This is a genomic window from Ancylomarina sp. 16SWW S1-10-2 (assembly GCF_009669305.1).
Taxonomy (GTDB): Bacteria; Bacteroidota; Bacteroidia; order Bacteroidales; family Marinifilaceae; genus Ancylomarina.
The window spans coordinates 27,610-49,606 of sequence record NZ_SADB01000024.1; the positions used below are offsets into that span (position 1 = coordinate 27,610).

Annotated in this window: 17 protein-coding genes and 3 tRNA genes; 16 read left to right on the forward strand and 4 right to left on the reverse strand. The window is 33.4% G+C overall.

Annotated elements, in window-relative coordinates; translation table 11 throughout:
• The gene (locus EMN46_RS16090; protein WP_154201846.1) at positions 1-1,344 is read right to left on the reverse strand and encodes a deoxyguanosinetriphosphate triphosphohydrolase; all 1,344 of its coding nucleotides are present in this window, start codon (positions 1,342-1,344) and stop codon (positions 1-3) included.
• A gap of 451 nt (positions 1,345-1,795) precedes the next feature.
• Here EMN46_RS16090 and EMN46_RS16095 point away from each other — a divergent pair, with 451 nt between their 5' ends.
• The 10 genes from EMN46_RS16095 to EMN46_RS20500 all read left to right on the forward strand — a co-directional run bounded on the left by EMN46_RS16095 (position 1,796) and on the right by EMN46_RS20500 (position 11,370).
• On the forward strand, positions 1,796-2,524 hold the full coding sequence (locus EMN46_RS16095) for an ABC transporter ATP-binding protein (protein ID WP_154201847.1): 729 nt from the start codon (positions 1,796-1,798) through the stop codon (positions 2,522-2,524).
• Between the two features lie 27 nt (positions 2,525-2,551).
• On the forward strand, positions 2,552-3,805 hold the full coding sequence (locus EMN46_RS16100) for an ABC transporter permease (RefSeq protein WP_154201848.1): 1,254 nt from the start codon (positions 2,552-2,554) through the stop codon (positions 3,803-3,805).
• An 85-nt stretch (positions 3,806-3,890) separates the two neighbouring features.
• A complete protein-coding gene (locus tag EMN46_RS16105) occupies positions 3,891-5,141 on the forward strand; it encodes an ABC transporter permease (protein WP_154201849.1) in 1,251 nt (416 codons plus the stop codon).
• 37 nt (positions 5,142-5,178) lie between these two features.
• On the forward strand, positions 5,179-6,339 hold the full coding sequence (locus EMN46_RS16110) for an efflux RND transporter periplasmic adaptor subunit (protein WP_154201850.1): 1,161 nt from the start codon (positions 5,179-5,181) through the stop codon (positions 6,337-6,339).
• A 45-nt stretch (positions 6,340-6,384) separates the two neighbouring features.
• Positions 6,385-7,707, forward strand: a complete 1,323-nt coding sequence (locus tag EMN46_RS16115; protein ID WP_154201851.1) for a TolC family protein — start codon at positions 6,385-6,387, stop codon at positions 7,705-7,707.
• Positions 7,708-7,919: 212 nt separating this feature from the next.
• Positions 7,920-8,630 (forward strand): tRNA (adenosine(37)-N6)-threonylcarbamoyltransferase complex dimerization subunit type 1 TsaB, encoded by a 711-nt coding sequence (tsaB, locus tag EMN46_RS16120; RefSeq protein WP_154201852.1) that lies wholly within the window; start codon positions 7,920-7,922, stop codon positions 8,628-8,630.
• A gap of 66 nt (positions 8,631-8,696) precedes the next feature.
• Complete coding sequence (locus EMN46_RS16125; protein ID WP_154201853.1) at positions 8,697-9,446, forward strand: DUF3108 domain-containing protein; 750 nt, start codon at positions 8,697-8,699, stop codon at positions 9,444-9,446.
• Positions 9,447-9,597: 151 nt separating this feature from the next.
• A complete protein-coding gene (efp, locus tag EMN46_RS16130; RefSeq protein WP_154201854.1) occupies positions 9,598-10,167 on the forward strand; it encodes an elongation factor P in 570 nt (189 codons plus the stop codon).
• Positions 10,168-10,338: 171 nt separating this feature from the next.
• Positions 10,339-11,076: a hypothetical protein gene (locus tag EMN46_RS16135; protein WP_154201855.1), complete on the forward strand. Its 738-nt coding sequence runs from the start codon at positions 10,339-10,341 to the stop codon at positions 11,074-11,076.
• 117 nt (positions 11,077-11,193) lie between these two features.
• Entirely contained in the window at positions 11,194-11,370 is a 177-nt protein-coding gene (locus tag EMN46_RS20500) for a transposase (protein ID WP_154201856.1), read from the forward strand.
• Between the two features lie 85 nt (positions 11,371-11,455).
• Here EMN46_RS20500 and EMN46_RS16145 read toward each other — a convergent pair whose 3' ends face one another.
• Positions 11,456-12,355 (reverse strand): TIGR01777 family oxidoreductase, encoded by a 900-nt coding sequence (locus EMN46_RS16145; RefSeq protein ID WP_154201857.1) that lies wholly within the window; start codon positions 12,353-12,355, stop codon positions 11,456-11,458.
• Positions 12,356-12,469: 114 nt separating this feature from the next.
• Entirely contained in the window at positions 12,470-13,486 is a 1,017-nt protein-coding gene (locus EMN46_RS16150) for a glycosyltransferase family 2 protein (RefSeq protein WP_154201858.1), read from the reverse strand.
• Between the two features lie 213 nt (positions 13,487-13,699).
• Between EMN46_RS16150 and EMN46_RS16155 the strand changes: the two genes are divergently transcribed.
• Entirely contained in the window at positions 13,700-14,821 is a 1,122-nt protein-coding gene (locus tag EMN46_RS16155; protein ID WP_154201859.1) for a DEAD/DEAH box helicase, read from the forward strand.
• Positions 14,822-14,908: 87 nt separating this feature from the next.
• Here the strand turns inward: EMN46_RS16155 and EMN46_RS16160 are convergent, their stop codons facing one another.
• Positions 14,909-16,201 carry a DEAD/DEAH box helicase gene (locus EMN46_RS16160; protein WP_154201860.1) on the reverse strand — a complete coding sequence of 431 codons (1,293 nt, stop codon included), beginning with the start codon at positions 16,199-16,201 and terminating at the stop codon, positions 14,909-14,911.
• Positions 16,202-16,935: 734 nt separating this feature from the next.
• Here EMN46_RS16160 and EMN46_RS16165 point away from each other — a divergent pair.
• The 5 genes from EMN46_RS16165 to EMN46_RS16185 all read left to right on the forward strand — a co-directional run bounded on the left by EMN46_RS16165 (position 16,936) and on the right by EMN46_RS16185 (position 21,989).
• Positions 16,936-17,009: transfer RNA gene (locus EMN46_RS16165), tRNA-Asn, on the forward strand.
• A gap of 46 nt (positions 17,010-17,055) precedes the next feature.
• Positions 17,056-17,129: transfer RNA gene (locus EMN46_RS16170), tRNA-Asn, on the forward strand.
• Between the two features lie 46 nt (positions 17,130-17,175).
• Positions 17,176-17,249: transfer RNA gene (locus EMN46_RS16175), tRNA-Asn, on the forward strand.
• A gap of 467 nt (positions 17,250-17,716) precedes the next feature.
• Positions 17,717-19,096, forward strand: a complete 1,380-nt coding sequence (locus EMN46_RS16180) for a sigma-54 dependent transcriptional regulator (protein ID WP_154201861.1) — start codon at positions 17,717-17,719, stop codon at positions 19,094-19,096.
• Between the two features lie 703 nt (positions 19,097-19,799).
• Positions 19,800-21,989 (forward strand): glutamine synthetase III, encoded by a 2,190-nt coding sequence (locus EMN46_RS16185; RefSeq protein ID WP_154201862.1) that lies wholly within the window; start codon positions 19,800-19,802, stop codon positions 21,987-21,989.
• The last annotated feature ends 8 nt before the right edge of the window (positions 21,990-21,997 follow it).

A 21,997-nucleotide genomic window follows, 5' to 3' on the forward strand; every position in this document is an offset into this window, starting at 1 on the left:
TTAGTAAGTGTCGGGAAGTTTAATTCCTTTTATGGTTCTGTACAAATCAAGAGCAAATACATCAGTCATACCTGATACAAAATCTAAAATAGACATGACTTTTAAATAGTCATTTTCCCCCTTATGGTTGTATTGCTCTGGAATAAGCGACAAGAGTTTTTTAGAGTAAAAATTCGTTGGATTCAGAATGGCTTCAACAAATTCTTGAAGTAAAGTGCCTAATATTTTATAACCAGCTAATTCAATTTCTAGTACCGAACGGTGACTGTATATTTTAGAAACCGCAATTTGTGTACACGTTTTGTAGGCGTGTTTCGATGTTCCAGGAACTTCTTTGATTAGGGTTGATGAAAACTCGCCAGCCATTATGGCTTCTTCATTGTTTAGGAATACGCCGACACATTCTTTAATCAATTTTCCAATTACACCTGCTCTTATATAGGCAATTTGTTCGTTGGTATCGCTTACTTCCTCGCACGTTTCTTTAATTCTTCGAAGTGTGCTAATATCATCATCCTCGTTGTAGAAATTCAAAAGTAGTTGTTTTGTTTCTTCAGCAGTAAGAATTTTTAGTTTATGAGCATCTTCAATATCCATTATCTGATAACAAATATCATCGGCAGCTTCCACAAGGTAAACGAGTGGATGACGAGCAAAAATTCCAGGTGTAATTTCCGGAATTCCCAATTCTTTAGCAACAATCTGATAGTTCTCTTTTTCAGTGTTGAAAAAGCCGTACTTACGTTTTCCAACTTCAGGAATTTTATAAGCTTCCCAAGGGTATTTTATTACCGCTGCTATACTCGAATAGGTTAAGGCAAAGCCACCTTTTCGTCTGCCATTAAAAGCATGTGTTAAAAGTCGAAAAGCATTGGCGTTTCCTTCAAAATTACAAAGGTCGGCCCATTGTTCTGTTGTGAATTTATTTACGAGTTCTTTCCCTTCACCATTCGTAAAATAGTACGAAAGAGCTTCTTCTCCTGAATGACCAAATGGAGGATTGCCTAAGTCATGAGCCAAGCAGGCTGTCGCAACAATATTACCTATGCTATCCAAATAGGGGTTGTTTTGATATTGCTTAGAATTAGCTAATTTCTCTGTTAATAGATTTCCTAAAGAGCGTCCAACACTTGAAACCTCTAAGCTATGTGTAAGTCTATTGTGAACAAAAATGCTTCCTGGTAAGGGAAATACTTGCGTTTTATTTTGTAATCTTCTAAAAGGTGATGAGAAAATTAAGCGATCGTAATCCCTTTGGAATTGAGATCTTATTTCATGTTCGTGAATTACTAAACGATCTTCTTGGCCAAATCGTTTGGCAGATAACAGTTGGTTCCAGTTCATATTATATTGTTGAATTTCGCTTTCTAATAATTGTCTTAAATCGATCAATAAATTAATCGAAGCTAATTTACATTAAATACCAATGTTCTTAAAGCTATTATAAGATGAATTCATAGTTTTTTTGTAAATTAATGTTTTTTACATAAAATATGTACGATTCCGAACGTTGGCGTATTGATATCGGACAAGTTTCTGGTGTTTTATTAAATGTGTTAGGTTTTTATGTGTTTGATTTATAATTCAATGTGTATGATGGCATGACTATTGGTTTCATTAATGCCTAAAAGAGAGGTTTTAAGATTATTTAATAAAGTGAAATAATATGTCGTTTACCGAGTTAATTGGCTGTTTATCTAAATTTATTTGATAATAACTCTTAAATCTCTAATATTAGGTGTTGAAAATCTGACCAAGTTTTGACATTAAGAAGTAATTTAAAATATTGACGATTATGATTCGATTAACGAATATTCACAAATCTTATATTACAGGCTCCAATAAGCTGCATGTTCTTAAGGGAATTAATTTGCATGTTAAAGAAGGCGAATTTATTTCAATTATGGGATCTTCAGGTTCTGGGAAGTCTACACTTTTAAATATTTTAGGACTTTTAGATAATCACGACGAAGGAACTTATGTTCTTAATGGTCAGGAAATAAAATCAATGAGTGAGACTAAAGCTGCAAAGCTTAGGAATGATTTATTGGGTTTTGTTTTTCAGTCTTTCAACCTGATTACGTTTAAGAATGCCATGGAAAATGTGGCACTACCCTTGTATTACAAGAAAGTTTCTCGTAGAAAACGGAATAAGCTTGCAGTTGAATATCTCGATAAAATGGGATTGAAAGAATGGGCAGAGCATATGCCAAACGAATTATCGGGTGGTCAAAAGCAAAGAGTTGCTATTTCAAGAGCAATGATTACCAATCCTAAAATTATTCTTGCTGATGAACCTACAGGTGCTTTAGATTCTAAAACGTCACTCGAAGTTATGGCCTTGCTTAGAGAAATTAATTTGACTGGAATTACTGTGATCATTGTTACTCATGAAATTGATATTGCTGAGATGACAGATAGAGTGATCAACCTGAAAGATGGACAAATTGAATCTATCGTTGAGCATAAGCATTCATCGGATGATGATGTGTTGATTGCTGAAGAAGCTAAGACTACAGTTTAATTTTGACCAGAACTTTAATTTCAGACTATGTTTGATAGAGATAAATGGAGTGAAATCTTCAGTACCATTAGAAAAAATAAAACCCGAACCTTTCTTACTGGATTTTCTGTAGCGACAGGAATTTTCATGCTGATTTTCCTTTTAGGAGCAGGTAGGGGATTGCGTAATGGTATGATCGATGTTTTTTCTCAAGATGCTACTAACAGTATGCAACTTTTTGGTGGGCGAACTACAAAGGCTTATAAAGGAACGCCTATTGGGAAACGTATCCAATTGCGTAATTCAGATTTGGAAACACTTAAGAAGTCAATAGCCAAAATTGATGCTATTTGTGCAATGAGTTACATTCCTGGAACAGAGGTTATTTCTTATAAAAATAATTTTGGAAATTTTAATGTTTCGCCTATTCATGAAACTTATAAGGAGATTAAAAGTTTTGATATTTTAAAAGGACGTTTCCTTAATAAAAAGGATATTTTAGATCATCGAAAGGTTGTTATTATTCAAGATGAAGTTGAAAATATATTATTCCCTGAAGAAGAATCAATTGGGAAATATATTGACGTAAATAAGATCAAATTTAAAGTTGTAGGCGTCTTTTCAAAGAAAGATTTTAATGAAAATTCTAGAGATATTTATATTCCCATAACTGTAGCCCAAAAAATATTTAATAATAACGATTATTTACAGCGAATATCTTTTACCCTAAATGATGTAAGTGTTGACCAAAGTAAAGAAATAGAGACGCAGATTCTTTACAAGATGGCAGCCGAGCATAATTTTAGTAAGGAAGATAAAAATGCCCTCTGGCTCCAAAATAACATAGAGAATTCGCAGTCGTTCAGTCAAATGTTCGATGGGATTGATCAGTTTGTATGGATCATTGGAATTTTTACTATAATTCTAGGTGTTATAGGTGTTTTTAATATCATGATGATTGTTGTTAAAGAACGAACCAAAGAGATTGGTATTCGAAAAGCAATTGGCGCATCTCCAATTTCAGTTGTGTCTTTGGTTTTAATGGAGTCTATCTTTATTACTGCAGCTTCGGGATATGTTGGTTTAATTGCCGGCGTAGGCTTACTCGAAGCAATTACTAGGTTCGATATTATTGAAAAAGTATATCCACCGGCAGCTATCTATTTTTTAAATCCTCAAGTTGACTTGGGTGTTGCTGTTGGTGCTACAATTGTACTTGTAATAACGGGTGCTTTAGCAGGTTTTTTCCCTGCGCGTAGAGCAGCTTCTATACGACCAATTGAAGCTTTGAGAGATGAATAATTTCTTTTAAGAATAGGTAATTGAAAGGAATCTTAACTCTAATATGACTTGTAGATAAGATTCAAAATCAAAAAATAATAAAAGAATGTTCGATTTAGATAAATGGCATGAAATTACGTCTGCCCTCAAGAAAAATAAACTAAGAACTATACTTACAGGATCTGGGGTCATGTTTGGAATCCTAATTCTTGTTACGCTACTTGGTTTAGGACAAGGGTTTCAAAATAATCTTAAATCTTCTTTAGGAAATATGGCAACAAATTCGACCGTATTTTGGACAGATAAAACAACCATTCCTTATGAAGGTTTAGCCAGAAATCGAAGATTCAGTTTTGATAATACCGATTTGATTGCAATGAAACGTTCAATTCCAGCAATTGAAAATGTAGCTCCAGATATTAGTGCTTGGAGTGGTGGTGCTACTTATAATACGTTTAGAAAAGATAAAAAAGGAAAATTCAGTATAAAAGGGACTTCACCTGAAATGAATAAGGTAGTTCCTGTAGAAGTATGGAGCGGGCGCTTTATTAATGACAATGACTTGAAAGAAAAGAGAAAGGTTATTACGATTGGACCTAGAGTTGTAGACTTAATGTTCGAAGATGACGAAGAGCCACTTGGACAGTATTTGAAAGTAAATGGTATTTATTTTAAGATTATTGGAACCGTAAAACCCTTAAGTCAGGGCATGGGAATGAGTGATGATCTTGTTCAGATGCCATATACAACACTTCAGCAAATATATAATCGTGGCGATAAGTTTAATGTTTTTATGGCTACTGCAAAAGTTGGAGAATCTGTTGAAAAACTAGAAGATGATATCATAAGTTTATTATCCCGTCGTCATAAGATTCATCCTGACGATAAGGAGGCTTTTGGACATTTTAATATAGCAAAATTATTTAATAAGATTTTTGGTCTCTTTAATAGTATTGGCTTTTTGTTTTGGGTTATCGGATTTGGAGTTCTAATGACAGGAATCATTGGTGTGAGTAATATTATGCTTGTGGTGGTGAAGGAGAGAACGCGTGAGATAGGTGTAAAGCGTGCTATAGGAGCAAAACCAAGTGCTATCATAAGCCAGATTGTAACCGAAGCTGTTTTTTTAACCACTTTCTCAGGATTCTGGGGCCTTGTTTTAGGTGTTCTAATTGTTGAAGGCATTGGGAAAGCTACAGTTGGAAGTGAAAACCCAGTTATATTAAATCCATATGTAGATATAAAGGTTGCTTTTATTTCATTGGCTGTTTTGGTTGTGTTTGGTTGTATAGCCGGACTTTTACCTGCTCAAAAAGCAATTAGAATTAAACCAGTTGACGCTTTGCGTTACGAATAATAACACTTGATAATAACATTTGAAAATAACACTTGATATGAAAAAAGTTTTTAGAACAGTATTGATCGTACTCATTATTGGTTTGTTTATAGGAACCCTCTTCTTTATTTACAATAAATCTAAAGCGAAGGTCGAAGTTTATGATACGAAATCTCCTGAGATTACTGATATCATTAAGAAAACCGTTGCTACAGGATCTGTTGTACCTCGAAAGGAGATTAAGATTAAACCTCAAGGTGTATCTGGTATTGTCGAAACGCTATTTGTAGAGGCTGGACAAATGTTGAAGAAAGGCGATAAAATTGCTAAAATCAAGATTATTCCAGATATGATCAATTTGAATTCAGCAGAATCGAGAGTTGAGAGAGCTCAAATCAATTTTGAAGATGCTCAAATTAACTATAATAGAGATAAATTACTTTTTGAAAAGAACGTGATTTCTGAATCTGACTTTCAGAAGCCAAGTTTGGCCTACCGTAGTGCTCAAGAAGAATTGAAATCTGCAAAAGACAATCTTCAATTAATTAAAGAGGGTGTAACTTCAAAATCTGATGGTGCTACCAATACGATTATTCGTTCTACTATTGAAGGTATGATTCTTGATATTCCTGTTAAAGAAGGTTATTCTGTAATTCAAAGTAACACTTTTAACGAAGGAACTACTGTTGCTGTTGTTGCTGATATGGGAGAGATGATTTTTCAAGGTATGGTTGATGAAACTGAAGTGGGCCGAATTACAGAAGGAATGAATATAAAGTTGACTATTGGAGCTATTGACGATTTTACTTTTGATGCTCATTTAGAATATATTTCGCCTAAAGGTGTTGCCGAAAATGGGGCTATTCAGTTTGAGATAAAGGCTGCTGTAAAACTTAATAAGAAGTATTTTATTCGATCAGGATATAGTGCTAATGCTGAAATTGTACTTGATAAAAAAGAACAGGTTTTAGTTATAAATGAAAGTTTGTTAGAGTTTAAAAACGATTCTACTTTTGTTAATATAGAAACCGAACCTCAGGTTTTTGAAAGACGATATGTAAAAACGGGTTTATCTGATGGTATTAACATTGAAGTTCTTGAAGGCGTGAAAAAAGGTGATAAGATTAAAGGCGAAAAAATGTCTAAGATCGAACTAATGAAAGAGAAAAAGAAGAAGAGAGACGCTGAGAACAAAAAGGAGAAAAATTCTGACAACTAATTCATAAAAAAGTTGCTCCAGTGGAGTAAATAAAAAACATATTATATGAAAAATATTTTATTAATTATTCTAATGTTCTCTTTTGGTCTGAGTTCTCAGGCACAAGAGAAATGGGATTTAAAGAAGTGTGTCGATTATGCAAAAGAACACAACATTTCTTTACAGTTAAAGAAGCTTGATGCTGAAATTCAAAAAAATAATACAAAGCAAACGAAGCTTAATTTATTGCCAAATTTAAATGCGAGTTCTTCTTATAACTTATCGTACGGACGAACAACATCTCCAGAGACTAATGGTTATATAGATCAGAATTTAAAATCAGTAAATTTTGGTGTAAGTTCAAGTATTTCCTTATTCGAGGGTTTTCAAAAACGAAATTCTATTAAGCAAGCCAATATTAATCTGCAGGCTTATATCGAAGATATTGAGAAAACAAGTAATGATATTTCATTAAGAATTGTTTCTTATTATTTGGATATTCTTTTTAAGAAAGAACTCTTACAAGTTGCCAAAGATCAGTTGAAAATTACTAAGCTCCAGATCGAGAGAACATCTGTTTTAGTTGAAGCAGGAACTTTACCAAAAGGAACTTTGTTGGAGCAAAAAGCTCAAGCTGCTCAAGAAGAGTTAACAGTAGTGAATAGTGACAATAATTTATATCTTTCATTACTTGATTTAGCTCAACTATTAGATTTAAGCAGTACGGATACATTTGATATTGAAATGCCAGTTTTACCTGTTATAAATGCAGGTCGTACGCTTTTGAATCCCGACGCTGTTTATGATATTGCCTTAATGTCATTACCAGAAATTAAAGCTGCGAATCTTCGTTTAGAAAGTACAAGTAAAGACCTAGCTATAGCAAGATCTGGTTTAATGCCAAGTTTATCATTAAGTGGAGGATGGGGAACTAACTACTCTAAGTTGGAAGGTTTTCCTGCATCTAGTTTCTCCGATCAATTTAAGGATAGAGCAAACAAATATGTTGGTCTATCGTTGAATATTCCGATCTTTAATAGAGGTGTTAATAATAAAAACATTAGTAATGCTAAGATTAATATCGATCGTTCAAAATTAAATTTACAAAATTCGAAGAATGTTCTTCGTAAGGAGATTCAACAGGCACATGCTAATTCTTTGGCCGCAATGAAAAAGTATTTCTCAAGTGAAACAGCTGTTTCTTCAACCGAAGAAGCTTTCCGTTATACCGAAGAAAAATTTAACTTAGGTCTAGTAAACTCGGTTGATTATAATCAAGCGAAGAATGATTTATTAAAGTCTAAATCAAATTTATTGCAAGCGAAGTACGAATATATTTTTAGAACTAAGATCATAGATTTCTACAATGGAGTAGAGATTACTTTATAGTCAAATTTTCAAGTGAGATTATCAACTCCGATTCGATGCATTTCGAATCGGAGTTCTTTTTTTATCATCAACAATGCTAAGTCTGCGTAAAGGTGCTTTCTAATTCCCTTTTTATAGCTTAAATTTACGGACTGTAAGTGTTTTAAAGTTACGACGGCTTACATCATTTTATGAAGAGAATTATTTCGATTCAACTATAACGACTCAAGACAATGGCTTTAATATTAAACATAGAAACATCTACCGCAGTTTGTTCGGTTTCATTAGGGAAAGATGGCGAATTACTTGCCTATAAAGAGAATAAAGAAGGCATGAATCATGCGACTCATCTCACGGTATTTATCGATACAATTCTTAAAGAAAATAATCTAACACCAAACGATCTTGATGCAGTTGCTGTAAGTATGGGACCTGGTTCTTATACAGGCTTACGTATTGGTGTTTCTACTGCAAAAGGTATTTGTTATGGTAGTAGTTTACCATTAATTGCTGTTAGTACGTTACAAGCTATGACAGCTCCTCTGTTGAATGATAAATCAATTACTTCTCAATTAGTCGATCTTGAGGCTAGCGTTTTTTGTCCTATGATAGATGCAAGAAGAATGGAAGTTTATACCGCTTTTTATTCATATAAAAATGAAGAACTTCGAAAGATCTCAGCCGAAATTATCGATGAGACATCTTTTGTTTCCGATTTAGCTAAAAATGAGATCGTATTTTTCGGTGATGGATCGTTAAAGTGTCAAGCGAGTTTGCAAAGCCAAAATGCCATTTTTGTAAATGATATTACACCCACAGCTATTGGCATGATTGAATTATCTGAAGCTAAGTATAAAAAGGAGGCATTTGAAGATGTTGCTTATTTCGAACCATTTTACCTAAAAGACTTCGTTGCAACCACTCCAAAGAAAAATATTTTTTAAAAGCATTCGTTTTTTTGCATTGAAATAGCGATATTGAATAACTTATATTCTTTAAAGTAAAAGTCTATGCGAAATATATTTACAATCTTTTTTGTTACCTGTTTATTTTCATTTTCAGCTTTTGCTGGAAATAATATTGCCGTTAAGAAAAAATCCGAAACCCTTAGGTATATTATTAGTTATGGTTTTGTACGTGGAGGAAAAGCAAGCCTAAAACTTAAATCAGAAAATTATAATGGGCAGGATGTTTATCATCTGGTCCTTAGTGGGAGAACAACGGGTGCAGCTGGTGCTTTGTATAATGTTAAGGATAGTTATGAAAGCTTTATTGATAAGGAAACGCTGTTACCTATAAAGGCAATCAGAAATATTAAGGAAGGTCGTTATGAACGATATAATGAACTCCTTTTTGATAGAGAAAATAATAAGATTCATAGTATGCGATCGGGAGAGAAAGATGTTGTACCAGGCGTACATGATATTCTTTCGGCATTTTATTTCGCCCGAATAAAATTATTTAATTCAGATTTAATCGAAGGTCAGAATCTTAAGCTTGATACCTATTTTTCTGATAAGCCTTTTTTGTTGCAGTTTAAGTTTATGGGCTATGAAACCATCAATAGTAAAATTGGAAAAATAAAGTGTTATAAGTTTATTCCAGTTGTAGAAACAGGTCGTGCCTTCAAAAATAAAGACGATGTGCATATCTGGATTTCGGCAGATAAAAATAAAGTTCCTGTTAGAGTTCAGTTTGATTTATTTGTAGGTTCTTTACGTTGCGATCTTGTTAATTTTCCTCATATGACAGCCGAGTAGCATGTTTTATAGCCTTGTATTTGTAGAAAATACGAATACTGTTTTGATGTAAAATGCACAATATCTGTATAATATTTCTCATTAAGGATAGTTTCTCTTACTTTTGCGAGGCAATTAAAAAAAAGATAATTTCTAATTAATATATAAAAACATGGCAAGTACTGCAGATTTTAAGAATGGTTTGTGTATACATTTTAAGACTGGTTTATATACAATCGTTCAATTCCAGCATGTTAAGCCTGGTAAAGGTCCAGCTTTCGTAAGAACAAAATTAAGAAATGTTAAAACGGGTAAGGTTATTGATAATACCTTTACTGCTGGATTAAAGATTGATGTTGCAAGAATAGAACGTCGACCATACCAATTTCTTTACAAAGATGATATGGGTTACAATTTAATGCATACTGAAACGTTTGAGCAAATTGCTTTAGAGGAAGAGCTTTTTAACGCGCCAGATCTTTTAAAAGAAGGTGATCATGTTGAAGCTGTAATTCATGCTGATACTGAAACGCCACTTTATGTAGAGCTTCCATTTCACGTTATTATGAAAGTGACATACACTGAGCCAGGTTTACGTGGCGATACGTCTTCAACAAATTCACTTAAAGCGGCAACTATCGAAACTGGAGCAACTATTATGGTTCCTCTTTTTGTTAATACCGACGATGTGATTAAGGTTGATACACGAACAAGAGAATATGTTGAGCGTGTGAAGCAATAAGCTAACAATGTTAAAATATTTAGAAGGCTATTTCATGAAAGTGAGATGGCCTTTTTTTTATAAAAAATTAATGGTAACCATAATTAAATCAAAGGTTATTTTTTTTAATTATTAAATAATTGTTTATGTTTGATGTTCAATTAAAATATTATTAACTTAATAATTAAATTTATGAGTTGTTTAAGAAATTCAATAACTATTATCTTATTGATGGTTTTGTTTATTTTAACTTCATGTTCAAAAGAAGATGAAGTAAAATTAAAGAGTTATGACACGCTTACTTCAGAAGAATTTGAATCAAGTATTGTCCCATTTTTCTATGTTGAAAAAGGAGATTCTATATCAAAAGATGTATGTAGAGAGAAGCCGGAGTATACAGAAGCAGAAGAAGGTGTAGTTTTGTTTAGTACAGAAAATAAGTTAAAATCAACTGAAGTGAGTTCAGGTTACGGGTTCATATCTGAATTGTTTGTAACAGACAGTAAAAGTAGAACTCCACCTGCAGGAATAGATCCTATTTTTTCTAAAATACCTGTTGATTTGAATCAGGGGGCTGGTGGCCGCTGGCTTTTTCTATATTTTAAAAGGGGTGGGAATCCAATTACGAATATAAAATTTGTAAATGGAAACAGTAAAACTTTAACGAAGAATAAATTATTAGATTCTCCTAATTATACTGCTTTGTTGGATCATAACGGTATTTTATGTGATCTCAATCATGGTGCTGGTGGGGATTATATTTATGGGCAATACACAAGACGTAATGAATTAGGTTATGCAATTAAAGATATTGCAATCGTTTCAGGAAGTAGTTCCAATATTGTTTATGGTAGTTGGACAAAAATTAACTTGGATTTGAATAGACGAGCAGGTGGAAAACACATATATTTGTTTCTTAGACAAGGCTAAAATAATACATATCTAATGATTAATCAATAGAATTCCTCGAGGCTTGCCTCGGAGTTTAATAGGTGATTTTGAAAGCTTTAGGTTTTCAAAGCGCTTTTAATAGTGTATTTTGTAATAATGGATGATCATATTTATAAACGCCTTAACAAAACACTATTGCTTTATCATTTGGTACTTCTAGCGAAGTATAGAGGAATGATAATAAACGAACCGATAAGTGATTTTATAAAAAAAATCTGTATTGAAATTTCAGATAGATATGAAATTATATTTTTAGGAAATAGCTACAGATGAAAAAATCATATAAATTTTATACCAATTAGGAATAGAATATCATAAGATTGAAAAGGTTAAAGGTGGACTGAGGTTCACCTTTTTTTTATTTAAGTATTTCGTTTAAGGCATCTTCAAGTTTAGGGAACTTAAAAGCGTACCCTCTTTTTAGAATTTTATCTGAGGCTGCACGACTTCCTTCCAATACAATAACCGACATTTCACCTAATATCATATTTAAAAGAAAAGAGGGCGTGTTGGGTAACCAATAAGGCTTATTAAGTGTTTTAGCCAATGTTTGTGTAAAGCTCTTGTTGGTTTGAGAGTCTGGTGCTACGGCGTTAAAAATGCCATTCATGTCTGTGTCTTCAATCGCTTTGATATAAATTTCACAAAGATCGTCGATATGTATCCATGGTAAATATTGTTTGCCATTACCCAATGCTGAAGCTAAACCTAACTTAACAGGTATACTCATCTTTGATAGAGCTCCACCTTGTTTGGTAAGAACAATACCTGTACGAAGCATTGTTGTTCTAATATTTAATGTTTCAAATTGCTTGGCAGCGCTTTCCCATTTGGCGCAAGTTTCTCCAAGAAAATCATTGGCAACTCGACTTTCCTCAGTAAAAATTTCTTCCGAAGTAATTGCTCCATAGTAACCAACTCCCGAGGCTGATATAAAAGCTTTTAATTCTTTATTCTGCTTTTTGACTTCATTAAAAATGAGATTGGCAGATTTAACTCGACTATCAACAATTAATTCTTTTCTTGATTTTGACCATCTTTTCTCGGCAATATTTGCTCCAGCTAAATGGATGATATAATCTGATGAAGAAATCGCTTCAGGATCGATTTCATTTTTTGCAGGATTCCAAAGGTAAGTTTTGAATTCACTTTTATTAGATCGACTCAATATGGCAACATCATACCCTTTAGTTTTCAACTTCTCACATAGAGTTTTGCCAACTAGTCCTGAACCTCCGCTAATTAATACTTGAGCCATATTTGTAATTTTTAGATACTCTCCTAAAATTAGGAAAAAAGACTGACACTAGTGTTTACTTTATAGTACAAGAAAAATCCCAAACTTAAAAGCTTGGGATTTATATGATGTTTCTTATTTATTGGGCCGTTTCGATTTATCGAAGAAGAAATTATCAAACACGATTCGTTCTTCTTTTTTGAGTGCAAGAATGAGTATCGCACTTTTAAGAAAACCATAACCGTAACTATAGAGTTGAATAAAGCTTGCTAATATTGCCAAAAGTGAAATGGATAGGCTCTTTGTTTTTATTATAGATTCAATAAATAGAATGGTCGCTAAAAAAGCTAGTGGACTTAGGAATATTGGACTGATTACTACTGCCAAAATCACTAATAATAAACTACCAAGCAAAAATAAACTTGGGATAATATAAGTCAGCTTAAACTTATCGGGATACCATTTTATAAGAACAGAACGCATTACGCCAAACTTGTAAACTTGCTTGATGAATTTTGAGAAATCAATTCTTCTTTTGTGAAAAACATAGGCCTTCTCAATTAAGCCAACTTTGAAACCCGCATTCATTATCCGATAACTCAAATCAGGATCCTCTCCAGGAGTCACATCGGTATAACCGCCAACTGTTTTATAAACCTCTTGGCTAATTCCCATATTAAAACTACGAGGTTGGTACTGATCAAGCTTATTCTTTTTACCTCTTACACCGCCAGTTGTAATGATAGAAGTCATAGCATAGTTGATAGCTTTTTGAACCTTACTGAAAGATTCGTGAGCACTATCTGGGCCACCAAAAGCATCGAATGGTGTTTTAGCCAATTGTTTTTCCACCTCTTCGAAATACTGAGGAGGAATAATACAATCAGAATCGAAGAAGATTAAATAATCTCCAGTAGCCATACTCATCCCCACATTGCGACTATCTCCAGGACCTGAATTTTCTTTAAAATGATATTTAATATCAAGTTCATTGGAGTACGCTTTTACAATAGCAGAACAATCTTTCGTCGAACCATCCTCAATCATAAGGATATCAAAATTCTTGTAAGTTTGTTTAGCTAAACTTTCAAGTAGCTCTTCGGCTTCGTCTGGTCTATTGTAAATGGGAATTATGACTGAATATTTAGGCATACTATTTCGATTCTATTGTTGAAGAGGCTCTAATTAATAAGCCTCTCGATCATATTGCTTCATTTTCATTCCAAAATTAACAAATCTGAATGATTTTATTGAAATAGATTTTTTTTAAAGATGTTTCAATTGTTATAATGTCCATTGAATTATTCATTTGCATGCATTTATTTATTAAAGTACCTTTGTGCCCAAACTAAATAAATATCTGTTTTGGAGAATTTTAAAGAACTAGGCGTAAATAAAAACTTTCTTAAGGGCTTAAACGATATGAATATTGTGAAGCCTACTGAAATACAAAGTAGAGTAATTCCAATATTACTAAGCGGTGATGCTGATCTTATTGGACAGGCTCAAACTGGAACAGGAAAGACTGCTGCTTTTGGTCTACCTATGCTTCATCGTATCAATGTACATCAAAATGTAGTTCAAGGTTTAATTTTGGCTCCAACTAGAGAATTGGGACAACAAATTGCTAAGCAGCTTTTTAAATTTACTAAGTTCTCAGAACAAATTTTTACTGAGGCTGTATATGGAGGAGCACCTATCGAGAAGCAAATTGCAGCTTTACGACGTCCTACTCATATTATTGTTGCGACTCCTGGTCGATTAATCGATCTTGTTAAGAAAAAAGCAGTTGACTTAAGTCATGTATCTACTGTGGTACTCGATGAGGCTGATGAAATGCTAAGTATGGGATTCAAAAAGGAACTTGATGAGATTTTGACGTATACAGCAGCTGCCCAAAATAAATGGTTATTTTCTGCAACCATGCCTCAAGGTATTAGACAGATGGTAAACCAGCATTTATCTAGTAATGCTCATCGTGTTGAAGTGAGTGGGAAAAATGTTGTGAACAAAAATATAGAACATCAGTTTTTAATTTGTGATGAGAAAGAAAAATTGAATATTTTACTTCAGTTCTTAAGTTCACAAAGTGATAATAGAGGTCTTATTTTCTGTAAAACTAAAGTTGCAACGCAAACTTTAGCAAAGCAACTCATTGCAAGAAACATTCCTGCTGGTGCTCTTCATGGCGATCTTTTGCAAAAAGAGCGTGATAAGGTGATGCGTGCTTTTAAAAAAGGAAACCTGCAGATGATTGTTGCGACTGATATCGCAGCTCGTGGCATCGACGTAGAAGGACTTTCTTATGTGGTGCACTATCAACTACCAGATAAGGAAGAATATTACACACACCGAAGCGGTAGAACGGCTCGTGCGGGTAAGCAAGGTCTTTCTTTATCTTTGGTTACAACTAAAGAGATGAAAAGTATCAGATATTTCCAGAAAGCTTTGAATATTAGTTTTAAGCAAATAAGACAAGCAAAATAATCTAGGCTTAGCCTAATTCAGATATAAAAAAAACTCATGATTTTATAAATCATGAGTTTTTTTTTGAATTATCCTTTAAACATTTGTCTAGTCTCTATTTCGACTAAAAGGCTTGCGTCTTCTATCGCTTTTCTGTCTAGTTTCAGGGTTTGCCTTCTTTCTAGAGTCTGTTCTTTCGTTATTACGACGAGGTCTTTGAGATCTCTGTGGTTTTTTAGCTTTCTCTTCAGGTTCGTTGTCTCCAGAATTTATAAAGGGATGATCAGCAATAACCCTAATTTGCTGTCCAATCAATTTTTGAATATCCTTTAAATAGGCTCTTTCTTCAATATCACAAAATGAAATTGCAATTCCACTGGCAGCAGCTCTACCTGTTCGTCCAATTCGATGTACGTAGGTTTCTGCAATATTTGGAAGATCAAAGTTGACAACTAATGCCAAATCAGAAACATCTATACCTCGAGCTGCAATATCAGTTGCAACCAATACCTTGGTTTTACCTTCTTTAAAGTTTAATAAAGCTTTCTGTCTTTGATTCTGAGATTTGTTCCCATGAATAGCCTCAGAGTGAATATCAACCTTTTTTAAGAATTTGGTAATTTTATCAGCGCCGTACTTTGTTCTAGAAAAAATAAGAGTGGATTGCAGTGTGTTACGTGTTAAAAGATGAACAAGCAACTTAGGTTTATTCTTTTTGCTCACGTAATATAAAGCTTGCTCAACGCGTTCTGCGGTGGTTTGCTTAGGTGCAATGGTTACTTTCTCAGGATTACCTAGCATCTTCTGTGAGAGTTTCACAATTGATGTTGGCATAGTCGCTGAAAAGAATAAAGATTGTCTCTTGGTAGGTAGTTTAGCTAAAATGCGGCGAATATCGTGAATAAAGCCCATGTCTAGCATGTGATCAGCTTCATCAAGAACCGAATATTGCACATCTTTTAATGAAATATACCCTTGATCCATTAAATCTAACAATCGACCTGGTGTAGCCACCAAAATATCCACGCCTCTTCTTAGGGCTTGCGTTTGGGGTCCTTGTTTTACGCCACCAAAAATAACAGTGTTAACAATACCTGTATGTTTCCCATACTCAGTAAAATTATCACCAATTTGAATAGCTAGTTCACGTGTAGGAGTTATAATTAATGCTTTAATTCTACGTTGACCTTTTGTGTTATGATTATCGTTGTAAAGGTGTTGTAGGATAGGAATTGCAAATGCTGCTGTTTTTCCCGTACCTGTTTGAGCACAACCTAATAAGTCTTTTCCTTTAAGGAGGATTGGAATAGATTGTTCTTGTATAGGAGAGGGATGTTTATAACCTTTGGCCTCTAGGGCTTTCAGGATGGGATCTATTATGCCTAATTCTTTGAATGTCATGTATTACTACTATATATAAAAACAACAAAGATAGTGTAATAGTTTGAAATTATGTCTTTTTAATGAAAAATGCAGTATTGTCTGAATTTAAGGGGAATAATTTCATTTTTATGCATCTTGTGCAAAAGAGAATGAGTTTTTAAATTAGTTCTATTTTTGATTATAAGGAAAGTCAATGATGTCAGGTTGTTACTTTATTTCGAAATTTAAATAAATTTATTGTGTGGTTCCAACCATACATTGTTTTAAAAGTTTTCTTTTTAGTTCATGTTCCTTATGAGTATTTGGAATTTATCCTTTTTGATTTTCGATGTGACTTTTGTTTTTCGGAAATGTTGGATTTTCGAGGAATCAAACGACAATTTAAACTTGAAAGTATTTACGATGCCTTAATTTTGACTTGAAAGTTCAATTTTATTTTTAGTGAAGAGTATTTAATTGTTTAGATGATGATTTTTTGTGTTGAGATAGTTGTACTTTTATATCGTCGAATTAAGGCCGAATTAGACCTGTTTGTAATACAAGCAGAAAAATTTTAAATTATTTGAATTTTTATTTTTGATCATATCTTCCTGATAAAAAGATGATTTGAATGATTCGATGAGGGTTTATTTATTTTTTCTGAAAAAAATACTTAGAGACGCTTGTATAATTGGGGAAAAGCCCTTAGTTTTGCATCGCAAATTTCACCAATAAAGGACGTCTTTATAAGCATGGCGAATTAGCAATAAAATTCCTTTTTAGCTCAGTTGGTTAGAGCATCTGACTGTTAATCAGAGGGTCCCTGGTTCGAGTCCAGGAAAGGGAGCAAGAAACCAATACTGTGAGGTTTTAAAAAATAAATATCAGTTAATTCCTTTTTAGCTCAGTTGGTTAGAGCATCTGACTGTTAATCAGAGGGTCCCTGGTTCGAGTCCAGGAAAGGGAGCAAGAAACCAATACTGTGAGGTTTTTAAAAATAAATATCAGTTAATTCCTTTTTAGCTCAGTTGGTTAGAGCATCTGACTGTTAATCAGAGGGTCCCTGGTTCGAGTCCAGGAAAGGGAGCTGAAGCCGTTCGATTTTATCGAGCGGCTTTTTTGTTTTTCTATTAAGCTGCCCTAACGTATAATCAGGCTTAATAAATAAAATGGCTGCTGAAAATTTCTAATTCGCAGACCATACTGGATCACGCCCAAACCTGCTGTCTAAATGACTACGTAAATTCCTACAATTCTGTAGTGATTCTAAGATTTTCTTTCTATTTGTCCTATTTGTAGTCCGTTTTTAATTTTTTCTGTAATTTTTTTAGTTGAGAAATGTTTCTTATATACTGTTATGTAGGTATTTGTCGTAGTCCCCCTTTTATGTGTCAAAAACATTAACTTTAGATGTTTGAAATTAGGTCATTAAAAAATAAATATTGTAATTTTAGATTTGTTGTTTTAAAACGAACTTTAAAATTATGTAATTGAGTGTTGGTCGAACTAGGTTTAGATTTATCGATTAATAATTCAAATTGAAATTATAAACGTATGAACAGTAAATTAAGTGTTCTTTTCCTTGATAATGATCCTGCCTACCTTGAGCTCGCAGCTACGAGGCTTAAAGAGGATTTTGTTGTTTATACCGCTCTTTGCCCAATTGATGCTTTTGATTTGCTACTTAAAGAAAAGATTGATGTCCTAATTTGTGATTTCAACTTAACTGAAATGAACGGGCTCGAGCTTGTGAAAACAGTGAAAGAAAGATTCCCAGATACTGATGTAATTGTAATTAGTGTAAATGTTGAAGACGAGCAAATTATCCAAGCTTTTGAATTTGGGGTAATAGATTTTCTTCAAAAGCCGATTGAATATAAGGCCTTAAAAATCTCTATTGAGCGCGGGAAAAGTTATGTTGCTTTAAAGAAGAAGAGTAAGGAAATAGAAAAACAAAATATTTTTCTTTGTAATAAACTTAATGGCCATAATTCAATTAATAATGTCTTTTGCAGTGAATCAATGCATCAGGTTCATTGTACGATTAAAGAGCTAGCTAAAGATGATGAGGTGTCTGTTTTAATAACAGGTGAGGTTGGTTTGTATAAGCATTCTATTGCTGCTCTTATACATCATTTAAGTGGCCGATTTGAGAAAAGTTATGTCCCTGTTGATATGTCTTTGGTTACTGATGCTCTATTTGAAAAAAAATGTTTTGGTTCTAAGATAAATTCAAGAGGTAATAATATGGATGAGCCCGGTTGGTTGGAATTGGCCAAGGGTGGAACTTTATTTTTTGACGAAATTGTTGGTCTATCTATTTACCAGCAGGCAAAGTTAAATTCTGTTCTTCAAAATAGAACATATTCTAAAGTCGGTTCAAGAGCGAAGAAGAATGTTGATGTTCGTTTGATTTCAGCCTGTACTGGTTCTGTAGAAGAATTAAAGGCTAAGAATAATTTTCGACAAGATTTGTTGCATAAGCTTAATGGATATGATTTATTTATTCCTCCACTTCGTGATAGACAAGAAGATATTCCTATACTGATGAATTATTTTATTCGTAAATATTCCGAGAAATTGAGGAAAACTATCAGAGGTTTTGATTCGTACGCAGAGCGTAAATTGGTCGAGTATGAATATCCAGGTAATATTAGAGAGTTGTCAAATTTGGTAGAGAGAGCAATCATCTTATGTGATGGGGATTCTTTAAATTTGGACCATTTCCCATCTTTTAATGATAATGGTAACGAGCCACAGACTCTTGTTAATAGTTTTGATTTAGCTTTGATTGAACGTGATGTGATAGTTCGTGCCTTAAAGGAGTGTAATTATAACAAATCACAAGCTGCTAAGTTGTTACATTTAAATTGGAATGCTTTGCACCGAAGGCTTCATAAGTTTAATATAGATATCCCTGAGGATTTACTATAAAATGATATTGGGTTTATTCGTAAAACTCATGCACTCGCAAAAGCTCGGTTGGGTGGAAAGCCTTATTGCTAAAATCATTTAAAAAAAATGATAAAGAGATATTACCCACCTAAATCGGCTTAGAGCCTATGTTTTCTATCGAGAAGCTCTAGTTGTTTCTCAATTATTTTGTCCGTTTAAGAAGTTTAAGTCTCTACTTAAGCTTTATTGCTCAGTTAGTCAGTGCCAATTTTCCTATATGGAAGCCGCCTTTCTCTATACTTTCTGTTGAATTTTTAGGGCACATAATTAAATCTGTTTCTCCTGTTTTTAGATAATAAGTAATGATAATGCTTTTTGATTTTGCTGTTTTTAGAGTGTGATAATCGAGTGATATTCCTTTTTTATATTTCTAAATCTTAGGAATTGATATTTTCTAAAGCTAATGTGGCTGATTTCTAAAATAAATACCAAAAAACTCGTTATGTATTATTAAACCAAATAAATAATACAGATTGTTCTTAAAATCAAATACCCCTATTTTATTGATGGTGTTTTATTATTTTTTATTCTTATTACAAAGTTAACCCCTGTTTTTTTTAATAAATTTGTTGAATAAGAAAACTTTTCTCATCTTTGACATATCAAAATAGGGGGTGTATCTCTAAAAAGGATATTTTTTTAGAAATAAAGCTCTTTATTATAACTTATAAAATAAACAACCATGTCCACTATGCGTTTTCAAGCTTTAAAAGAGCTATTGTCAAGAAGTCCTAGGGCTGTCCAAATCCCATCAAATAAGGTGACTGATTATTATGGAGACTTAGTATTTAATACTGACTCTATGAGGGAGTATTTATCGAAAGATGCCTTTAAAGTTGTAATGGATGCTAATAAAAAAGGTGGATCTATTGACCGAAAAATGGCTTCAGCTGTTGCTGCAGGTATGAAAGCTTGGGCTATTGAACACAATGTAACTCATTACACACACTGGTTTCAGCCTTTAACAGATGGAACTGCCGAAAAACACGATGGTTTTATTGATTATGGTGATGGTGGTCATATCATAGAAAATTTTTCTGGAAATTTACTTGTACAACAAGAACCAGATGCATCTTCTTTTCCATCAGGAGGAATCCGTCAAACATTTGAAGCTCGTGGTTATACAGCTTGGGATGTTTCTTCGCCAGCTTTTATTGTAGGGACTACACTCTGTATTCCAACTGTATTTATTTCTTATACAGGCGAGGCTCTTGATTACAAAACACCTTTACTTAAAGCTTTGGCAGCTGTTGATGAGGCTGCTGTTGGTGTATGTCAGTATTTCGATAAGAATGTGACTAAAGTGCATACCAATTTAGGTTGGGAACAAGAATATTTTTTAGTTGATGAGGCTTTGTACAAAGCTCGTCCTGATTTGTCCTTAACAGGTCGTACTTTAATGGGACACTCATCATCGAAAGATCAACAATTAGATGACCACTATTTTGGATCAATTCCAGAGCGTGTAACTAATTTTATGATCGAATTAGAGCTTGAATGTCATAAATTAGGTATTCCAGTTAAGACTCGTCACAATGAGGTGGCTCCAAGTCAGTTTGAATTAGCTCCAATTTATGAAGAAGCGAATTTAGCTAACGATCACAACCAGTTGTTAATGGATGTGATGAAAAAAGTTGCTCGTTACCACAAACTTAGAGTGTTATTACACGAGAAACCTTTCGCAGGTATTAATGGTTCGGGTAAGCATAATAACTGGTCATTAGGTACCGATACAGGTGTTGTACTTTTAGCTCCAGGAAAGAATCCTAAAGGTAATATTCAGTTCTTGTGTTTCGTTGTGAATACATTGATGGCTGTTTATAAAAATCAGGATTTATTGCGTGCTTCTATTTTAACAGCATCCAATAGTCACCGTTTAGGAGCAAATGAAGCACCTCCTTCAATTATTTCTGTTTTTCTAGGTGATGATGTGTCTAGAATGTTAGACAGAATTGTTGAAGAAGTTGGTGACAAAAGAATGACTCCTGAAGAGAAGACTGCTTTAAAATTAGGTATTGGTCGTATTCCTGAGATTATTCTTGATAATACCGATCGTAACCGTACTTCTCCTTTTGCTTTTACAGGGAACAGATTTGAGTTCCGTGCAGTTGGTTCTAGTTCTAATAATGCCGCTGCAATGACCGCTTTAAGTGCTGCCGTTGCTGTTCAATTAAAAGAATTTAAAGTAGCAGTTGACTTCTTAATAGAAGAAGGTATTAAGAAAGATGAAGCTATCTTCCAAGTTATGAAGAAAATGATTATTGAATCGAAACCAATTCGTTTTAATGGTGATGGATATTCTGACGAATGGGTGGTAGAAGCTAAAAAAAGAGGTCTAACAAATATAAACTGTGTACCAGAATCAATTTCTAAATATTTAGATCCTGAGTCTAAAAAATCTTTGATTGAGAGTGGTATCATGTCTGAGAAAGAACTTCAAGCTCGTGTTGAGGTTGAAATGGAGAAATTCACAAAGAAAATTCAGATTGAATCAAGAGTTCTTGGTGATTTAGCAATTAATCACATTGTTCCAGTAGCAGTTGATTATCAAACTAAGTTGATACAAAATGTTCAAGGCATAAAAGATCTTTTTGACAAAGATGAATTTGAACAAATGACAGGAGCTAGAAAAGATTTGATTAGAAGAATTTCGGGTCATATCTCTGCCATTAAAGCTAAGGTTCACGAAATGATTGTTGCTCGTAAAGAGTGCAATAAAATTGACGATGTGGATGAGTTGGCATATGCATACGATAAAAATGTTTGTCATTATTTAGATGAAATTAGATATCATATCGATAAACTTGAATTAGTTGTTGATAATGAAATGTGGCCTTTGCCTAAATATCGAGAATTACTATTCAATAATTAATAGAAGGC

Bases quoted from the DNA above. Each gene is read 5' to 3' on its own strand.
- EMN46_RS16160 (WP_154201860.1), bottom strand. From the start codon at position 16,201: ATGACATTCAAAGAATTAGGCATAATAGATCCCATCCTGAAAGCCCTA.
- EMN46_RS16110 (WP_154201850.1), top strand. From the start codon at position 5,179: ATGAAAAAAGTTTTTAGAACAGTATTGATCGTACTCATTATTGGTTTG.
- EMN46_RS16090 (WP_154201846.1), bottom strand. From the start codon at position 1,344: ATGAACTGGAACCAACTGTTATCTGCCAAACGATTTGGCCAAGAAGAT.
- tsaB (WP_154201852.1), top strand. From the start codon at position 7,920: ATGGCTTTAATATTAAACATAGAAACATCTACCGCAGTTTGTTCGGTT.
- EMN46_RS16145 (WP_154201857.1), bottom strand. From the start codon at position 12,355: ATGGCTCAAGTATTAATTAGCGGAGGTTCAGGACTAGTTGGCAAAACT.
- EMN46_RS16100 (WP_154201848.1), top strand. From the start codon at position 2,552: ATGTTTGATAGAGATAAATGGAGTGAAATCTTCAGTACCATTAGAAAA.
- EMN46_RS16125 (WP_154201853.1), top strand. From the start codon at position 8,697: ATGCGAAATATATTTACAATCTTTTTTGTTACCTGTTTATTTTCATTT.
- EMN46_RS16180 (WP_154201861.1), top strand. From the start codon at position 17,717: ATGAACAGTAAATTAAGTGTTCTTTTCCTTGATAATGATCCTGCCTAC.
- EMN46_RS16095 (WP_154201847.1), top strand. From the start codon at position 1,796: ATGATTCGATTAACGAATATTCACAAATCTTATATTACAGGCTCCAAT.
- EMN46_RS16150 (WP_154201858.1), bottom strand. From the start codon at position 13,486: ATGCCTAAATATTCAGTCATAATTCCCATTTACAATAGACCAGACGAA.
- EMN46_RS16185 (WP_154201862.1), top strand. From the start codon at position 19,800: ATGTCCACTATGCGTTTTCAAGCTTTAAAAGAGCTATTGTCAAGAAGT.
- EMN46_RS16105 (WP_154201849.1), top strand. From the start codon at position 3,891: ATGTTCGATTTAGATAAATGGCATGAAATTACGTCTGCCCTCAAGAAA.
- EMN46_RS20500 (WP_154201856.1), top strand. From the start codon at position 11,194: ATGGATGATCATATTTATAAACGCCTTAACAAAACACTATTGCTTTAT.
- EMN46_RS16135 (WP_154201855.1), top strand. From the start codon at position 10,339: ATGAGTTGTTTAAGAAATTCAATAACTATTATCTTATTGATGGTTTTG.
- EMN46_RS16115 (WP_154201851.1), top strand. From the start codon at position 6,385: ATGAAAAATATTTTATTAATTATTCTAATGTTCTCTTTTGGTCTGAGT.
- efp (WP_154201854.1), top strand. From the start codon at position 9,598: ATGGCAAGTACTGCAGATTTTAAGAATGGTTTGTGTATACATTTTAAG.